3 protein-coding genes are annotated in these 6,000 nt (G+C 63.7%); all 3 read left to right on the plus strand.

Annotated features, from left to right (window positions below; all coding sequences use genetic code 11):
* Positions 1-156: 156 nt before the first annotated feature.
* Positions 157-978: an NAD-dependent epimerase/dehydratase family protein gene (locus GEV02_RS27755; RefSeq protein WP_152841119.1), complete on the plus strand. Its 822-nt coding sequence runs from the start codon at positions 157-159 to the stop codon at positions 976-978.
* 36 nt (positions 979-1,014) lie between these two features.
* Complete coding sequence (locus GEV02_RS27760; protein ID WP_152841121.1) at positions 1,015-3,183, plus strand: glycoside hydrolase family 88 protein; 2,169 nt, start codon at positions 1,015-1,017, stop codon at positions 3,181-3,183.
* A gap of 96 nt (positions 3,184-3,279) precedes the next feature.
* Positions 3,280-5,679: a TonB-dependent receptor gene (locus GEV02_RS27765; protein WP_152841123.1), complete on the plus strand. Its 2,400-nt coding sequence runs from the start codon at positions 3,280-3,282 to the stop codon at positions 5,677-5,679.
* Positions 5,680-6,000: the final 321 nt, after the last annotated feature.

Below are 6,000 nucleotides of genomic sequence, written 5' to 3' on the forward strand. Positions count from 1 at the left end.
CAATCCAGTCAATCGGTTTTTATTTTAGTGTGCCATCCGCCTTGATCTTAGCACGCCAAATTCGCCACACACCATATCTACATTGATACGAAAGCGATTGACCACGAAAATAAATTCGATATACTTGCGATTAAACGTTTAACTACAAAACATCAAATGACCAATACTTCCAGCACAAAACCCTTCAAACGCCTCCTTCTGACCGGCGCCGGCGGCGGCTTGGGCACCATCCTGCGCGAACGCGCCAAGGCCTGGGCCGACGTGGTGCGCCTGAACGACGTCAAGGATCTCAGCCCTGCACGCGAGGGCGAGGAGATCGTCATCGGCGACCTGGGCGACCGCGACTTCGTGCTGAATATGATGGAAGGCGTGGACGCCGTGCTGCACTTCGGCGGCATCTCGGTCGAAGACAAATTCGAACCGATCATGAACGCCAACATCCTCGGCCTGCACCACCTGTACGAGGCGGTGCACAAGTGCGGCGTCAAGCGCGTGATCTACGCCAGCTCCAGCCACGTTGTGGGCTACTACGAAACCACGGAGCTGGTCGACGCCAGCATGCCGCTGCGGCCCGATGGTTTCTACGGCGTCTCGAAAGCCTTCGGCGAGGCGCTGTCGCGCTACTACTACGACCGCTTCGGCACCGAGACCGTCTGCCTGCGCATCGGCTCCTCCTTCCCGGAACCGAAGAACAGCCGCATGATGATTACCTACCTGGCCTATGACGATCTGGTGGAGCTGATCCGATGCTCGCTGTTCACTCCGCGCGTGGGCCACACGATCACCTTCGGCACCTCGGACAATCCAACCAAATGGTGGGACAACAAGCACGCCTCGCACCTGGGCTATGTGCCGAAGCACAGCTCCAGCCAGTTCGCCGGCAACTTCCCCGACAGCGCGGCCTACCCTGCGGCGGGCGATGCGCCCACCATCTACCAGGGCGGCCCGTTCGTCACCGCAGGACCGATGTACAAGTAACGCAGCAACCTCCAAAAATATAAACGAGACGCCTATATGAACCCAACGTATCTGCACGCCGCCGTGCTGGCCGCCTTCGCGGCGGCGCTGCCCGCATCATCAGTCTTCGCCGCGGAAGTTTCGGCCGCCATCAATCCGAAAGCGGTGCTGAACGCGATGGAGCGCGTGGCGGACTGGCAGCTCGACTATCCGAGCAAGCACCGCACCGACGACTGGACGCAGGCGGTAGGCGATACCGGTTTCATGGCCCTGGTGGGCATCTCGGGCGACCGCAAGTACCGCGACGCCATGCTCGCCATCGGCGACAAGAACGAATGGAAGCTGGGCCCCAACCACTACCACGCGGACGATCACATCATCGGCCAGACCTACGCCGAGCTGTATCTGCAACTGCGCGATCCGAAGATGATCGCCGCCATGCGCGCCAGCTTCGACGACATCCTGGCCAACCGCCGCACCGGCACGCTGGACTTCACCGTCAAGGGCAACCAGGACCGCTGGTCGTGGTGCGACGCGCTGTTCATGGGTCCACCGACCTGGCTGCGCCTGTGGTCCGTCACCGGCGACCAGCGCTACCTGGACTTCGCCGTCAGCGAATGGTGGGTGACGTCGGACTACCTGTACGACAAGGAAGCGCACCTCTACTTCCGCGACAGCAAATACTTCGACAAGCGCGAAGCCAACGGCGAGAAGGTCTACTGGGGACGCGGCAACGGCTGGGTGATGGGCGGCCTGGTACGCATGCTGCAGTACCTGCCGGCCAATCACCCTGCCCGTCCGCGCTTCGAGCAGCAGTACAAGGAGATGTCGGCCAAGCTGCTGACGCTTCAACAGCCGGACGGCCTGTGGCGCGCCAGCCTGCTGGATCCGGCCAGCTATCCGCTGAAGGAATCGAGCGGCTCGGCGCTGTATGCCTACGCCTTCGCCTGGGGCGTCAACCAGGGACTGCTGGACGCCAAGACCTACAAGCCCGCCGTGCAGAAGGTATGGAGCGCGCTGGTAGCCAACGTGCAGGCGGACGGCAAACTGACCCACGTGCAGCCTATCGGCCAGGATCCCAAATCCTTCGACAACGACGCCACCGAAGTGTATGGCGTCGGCGGCTTCCTGCTGGCCGGCAGCGAGGTGTATCGCATGGCGGTGCTGGACAAGGCCAAGCCACAGACCGTCGCCGTAGCCAACGGCACCGACGGCCTGCGCGGCGATGAGCTGGTGGAAGTCAAACTCGCAGGCGGCATCAAGGCGCCGGTGGTGATGGATGCCGCCACCTCGGCGATCATCAATTCCCAAGTGATCGGCAAGCAGCTGCTGTTCTCCGTGAACGTGCCGGCCGGCGACACGCGCCGCTATCTGGTGCTGCCAGCAGAACGCCTGGCGGCGACACCGCCAGCCGACGTCAAGACGCACGCGCGCTTTGTGCCGGAGCGCCTCGACGACTTCGCGTGGGAGAGCGACCGCACCGTGCACCGCGTCTACGGCCCGGCCATCATCAAGGATCCGAAAGAACACCTGATCAGCAGCGGCGTCGACGTGTGGGTCAAGAAGGTGCGCTACCCGGTGGTGGACAAGTGGTACAAGACCGGCGCCTATCACAAGGACGCAGGCGAAGGCCTGGACTACTACCACGTGGGCCAGAACCGCGGCTGCGGCGGCACCACCATCTACGCCGACAACGCCCTGCACAACTCCTCCAACTTCCAGGGCTGGAAGGTGCTGGCCGACGGTCCGCTGCGCTCCGTGTTCGAACTCACATTCGGCAAATGGGATGCGGGCAACGGCCGCATGGTCTCCGAAGTGAAGCGCTTCTCCATCGACGCCGGCTCCAACATGACCCGCGTCGAGAGCCGCTACAGCGCCAGCGGCAAAGGCCCGCTGACGGTGGGCGTGGGCATCGTGCAGCGCGACGGCCAGGGCGACTACGTGACCGACGCCGCCGGCGGCTGGTCCAGCTACTGGGAGCCGCAGCATGGCGACGACGGCATCACCGGCTGCGGCGTGATCCTGCCGGCCGGCGCCAGCGGCTTCGCCGTCACCGACAAACAGCAGCTGGCGCTGGGCACGGCGCAACCGGGCCAGCCCTTCGTCTACTACTTCGGCGCGGGCTGGAACAAGAGCGGCGATTTCGCTGACGGCGCAGCATGGCAGGCCTACGTGCGCAACTACGCGCAGAAGCTGAAGGCCCCGTTGAAGGTCAGTTCGAAGTAAGCGCAGCACCGCCGGCGATCCACGCGATTGCCGGCGTATTTTTTCACAATAAGTGGAAGCGATTCCACAAAGCATTTAATAAAAATTGGAGACACGATGAACACTCACAACCTCACGCTGCGGCCCATCACGGCCGCAGTCGCCATCGCCCTGCTAGGACTGGGCACAGCCTCCGCGCAACAGGCCGCGCCGGTAGACAGCGGCAAGCTCGAATCGGTGGTCGTCACCGCCAACAAGCGCGCCCAGAACCTGCAGGACGTGCCGGCCTCGATCACCGTGCTTGGCGACGCCGTGCTGCAACGCTCCAACGTGCGCGACCTGGAAGACATCCCGTCGCTGTCGCCGGCACTGACGCTGTCATACGGCACCCAGCCGGGCAACTTCAGCATCAATATGCGCGGCATCGGCACCTTCTCGCTGGGCATCGGCGTCGAGGCCGACGTTTCCGTCATCGTCGACGATATCCCGCAGGGCATGCAGGCCGGCGCCTTCAAGGACCTGGCCGACGTCTACCGCATCGAGGTGCTGAAGGGGCCGCAGTCCACGCTGTTCGGCAAGAGCTCGATCGCCGGCGCGCTCAACATCACCACCAAGCCGATCGGCGGCCCGATCAAGACCACCGTCAGCAGCTACCTCACCGACGACCATGAATGGCGGGCCGGCTTCAGCGTCGGCGGCGCCGTGTCGGACACGCTGCGCATGCGCCTGGCCGCCAGCAAGACCAGCTACCAGGGCACGCTCAACGACCTGACCACCGGCGGCCACCTGAACGGCAGCAAAGGCGACAACCTCAGCGGAAAACTGGAGTGGACCCCGACCGACCAGCTGACCGTCACCCTGACGCCGCACTACAACCGCACCGAGAAATTCTGCTGCTCCAACGCCTACAGCTATATGTCGCCGGGCGGCATCTACCGCAACGCGCCGCAGCTGCCGGCCTCGCTGGTACTGGCCGGCATCAACATCGGCCCGGGCAACCGCGACGTGCGCAACGATTACCCGACCGGCGGCAAGTTCCACGACGTCGGCAGCGGCGTCAAGCTGGACTGGGCCTTCGATCCGAACGGCCCGCTGGCCGGCCATACGCTGAGCTCGATCTCGTCCTACGGCCGCTACCACATGGACGATTACCAGGACAACGACAACACCGACATCGACATCCTGCCCTTCCTGCTGCTGCCCAACGGCCAGCCGACCGGCATGCACGGCGGCCTGTTCCAGTACGGCTCCTTCGACGTGCACTCGACCACGCAGGAACTGCGCCTGACCTCGCCGGACAAGGGCGCTGTGCGCTACGTGGCCGGCCTGTGGTACGGCAAGAACTGGCTGAACCGCGAGCTGACCAAGGCGCCGCTGATCCAGGCCTACGGCACTTCCTACGGCGCCGACGCGTGGAATATCAGCAAGGCCATCTACGGCCAGGGTTCGTGGGACTTCGTGCCGAACACCAGCCTGATCCTGGGCGGCCGCTACAACGATGAAGACACCGGCTACAACTTCCGCCGCTACACGGTGCCGCCGCAGGTGCACGCGCTGACCGAGTACTACCACAAGGAAGACAACGACAAGAGCTTCACCGGCAAGCTGGGCCTGGAGCACCGCATCAACAAGGACAGCATGGTGTACGGCATGGCGTCGACCGGCCACAAGGGCGTGGCCTACGACCTGACGTCCGGCTTCACGTCGGCCACCGCCAAGCTGCCGGCCGTCAAGCCGGAGACGGCGCGCAGCTACGAGATCGGCCTGAAGCAAAGCCTGCTGGACAACCGCGCCATGTTCAGCCTGGCGCTGTTCCGCACCAACTTCAAGAACTTCCAGCAATCATCGAGCTTCTTCGATGCCGACGGCACCTATCGCACCGGCCTGAACAGCATCGGCGGCCTGCGCACTGAGGGTGTGGAACTGGAAGGCAGCGTGCGCGTGACGCGTGAGCTGCAACTGAACGGCAGCTTCGCCTACACCAAGGCCACCGTGCAATCGTTCGAGAACGGCCCGTGCTACAACGTGCTCAACGCCACGGGAACGGGCACCATCCCCGGCCCCGGCTGCGTCAACAGTCCGAAGTACAACAACACCAACGTCCAGGATCTGGCGGGCAAGACCTTGCCCAATGCGCCCAAGGTCAAGGTCAACCTGGGCGGCCAGTATGATCTGGTGCTGCCGTCGCAGAGTTTTAATGGCTTCGTCGCGGCCACCACGCGCTACCAGAGCCGCACGCAGTTCTCGCTGAGCCAGGATCCGATGACGATACAGGGCGCGTACAGCATCACCAACCTGAGCTTCGGCGTGAAGGACAAGCAGGACCGCTACAAGTTCACCTTCCTGGTCAACAACCTGTTCGACAAGCGCTATGCGGCAGGGCTGAACAACGGCTACGCCAACAGCAACTGGAGCAGCAAGGCGCCCAACACGCCGCTGGTGGTCAACACCACCGAATGGCTGCCGCCACGCGACTACCAGCGCTACTTTGGCGCGCGCCTGGACATGACGTTCTAAAAGTTGCATCTCCCTCGCGACCCTGCCTTCAGGTCGCTCTTACGCCCTCCATCCACGCGGCTCCTCCGCGAGGATGGAGGGCTTTTTTATGGTTCATCACGGACTTCCGGGAACGTGTTTCGTCGCAGGACGTTTTTTGCGACGGCGGGAACCTCGTCCGGAACCACTCTTGGGCTGCATGCCATTGCCGGGCTTCGCGACTGGCATGCTGGGTTGGCGCGGCGGCCCCGATGGGCGCGCCACGGGTTGTCGTGCGGCGCGGGCGCGATCACCCTTGGGCGCCGCTGGACTGTTTGTTTGGGGCCTTGATGATTGCGTGAC

It is taken from the genome of Rugamonas aquatica (assembly GCF_009380215.1).
GTDB lineage: Bacteria > Pseudomonadota > Gammaproteobacteria > Burkholderiales > Burkholderiaceae_D > Rugamonas > Rugamonas aquatica_B.

Coding starts and splice junctions, on each gene's coding strand:
- GEV02_RS27755 (WP_152841119.1), top strand. CDS start 157: ATGACCAATACTTCCAGCACAAAACCCTTCAAACGCCTCCTTCTGACC.
- GEV02_RS27760 (WP_152841121.1), top strand. CDS start 1,015: ATGAACCCAACGTATCTGCACGCCGCCGTGCTGGCCGCCTTCGCGGCG.
- GEV02_RS27765 (WP_152841123.1), top strand. CDS start 3,280: ATGAACACTCACAACCTCACGCTGCGGCCCATCACGGCCGCAGTCGCC.